General features: G+C 43.2%; 1 protein-coding gene. It reads left to right on the forward strand.

Annotated elements, in window-relative coordinates; all coding sequences use genetic code 11:
* Window positions 1-1,373 (forward strand): CsgG/HfaB family protein (locus tag O71_RS20365; RefSeq protein WP_040575020.1); only part of this gene is annotated, 1,373 nt, incomplete at its 5' end.
* Window positions 1,374-1,424 lie beyond the last annotated feature (51 nt).

A 1,424-nucleotide genomic window follows, 5' to 3' on the forward strand; every position in this document is an offset into this window, starting at 1 on the left:
TTATTCATTACTTTTTCATTTTGCGTAATTCCAGCTTGTGCCCTTATTTTAACCAGCCTATGCAAACTAGCCGGGCTACGTTGGGTGTACCAGCCCCCGGCAATGAAGATCTGGTTAATCTGCCCCCACCTCAGCAGAAAATTGTGGCAGCAGTCTATAAGTTTAGGGATCAGACTGGCCAGTACAAACCGTCTGCTAACGGTGCTAACTGGTCTACGGCCATTACACAGGGTACAACCACCATATTGCTAAAATCATTGGAGGAATCTGGTTGGTTTTCTCCTATTGAGCGCGAAAACCTTGGAAACCTTTTGAATGAGCGGAAAATTATCCGCTCTACAAGAGCAGAAGCAGAAGCGATCACAGGTAAGCGGGAACCGATCTTGCCAGGCCTTTTATTTGCCGGTATTATTTTGGAGGGAGGTATCATTTCTTACGATGCTAATGTAGTGACAGGTGGTGCTGGCCTGCGGTACTTTGGTGCCGGCGGCTCAGGGCAGTACCGCGAAGATAAAGTAACTGTATACTTGCGTGCTATCTCTACCAGCACAGGTGAGATACTTAAAACTGTGTATACCTCCAAAACGATACTGTCACAGGCGATTGACTTTGGAATATTCAGGTATGTTAAATTCAAACGACTTTTGGAAGCTGAGACGGGCTTTACATATAATGAGCCTTCAGAGATTGCCGTTAAGGAGGCAATAGACAAAGCTGTACAGAGTCTTGTGATTGAAGGTATACAGGCAGGCTATTGGAAACTCAAAAACAATGACGATTTAGAACATCCGATCATACAATCTTATTACCAGGAACGGGAAGAAGTACAAAGCGTCAATATTCATGGCCAAAAAATGGAGAACCGTCGTGGCCTGGTTGGTGTAAGTGCAGCTGCTGGCCTTATGCAGTACAAGGGAGATTATAGTAACCCAGCGATAAAACCCATGGGGGAGATAGGAATTAGGGCCAGCACCAATAGAAATATAGCTTTCGATTCCAGAATAGGCCGGGGAACCATTGCCGCTCAGGAGAACTTCTCTCAAGCCATTAATTATGGTGAAGCTAATATCAACTACAGCTTATTCCCAAAGCTAAGATATACACCTTATGTACAGCTTGGTGCCGGTGTATTGGTAAGAGGAAACAACATTGAAGACTTCTTTAATGACTTAAAATCCAATGGGTGGCACCCTTATGTAAAAGCAGGTGTAGGGATGGAGTACATGCTCCTCAACCGTTTGGGTATAGACTTAAGCTTATCAAGTTCTTACATGTTCAATGATAGGCTTGATGGGATAGAGCGAGGTAGGTTTAATGACTATTTCTACACGGGTAAAGTTGGAATAAATCTTTATTTCGGACTTTATAAATAGTTAATTAACCCATGGAGGTATAATTTGGACGCTAGTTGATATCATATACTA

It is taken from the genome of Pontibacter sp. BAB1700 (assembly GCF_000277005.1).
Taxonomy (GTDB): Bacteria; Bacteroidota; Bacteroidia; order Cytophagales; family Hymenobacteraceae; genus Pontibacter; species Pontibacter lucknowensis.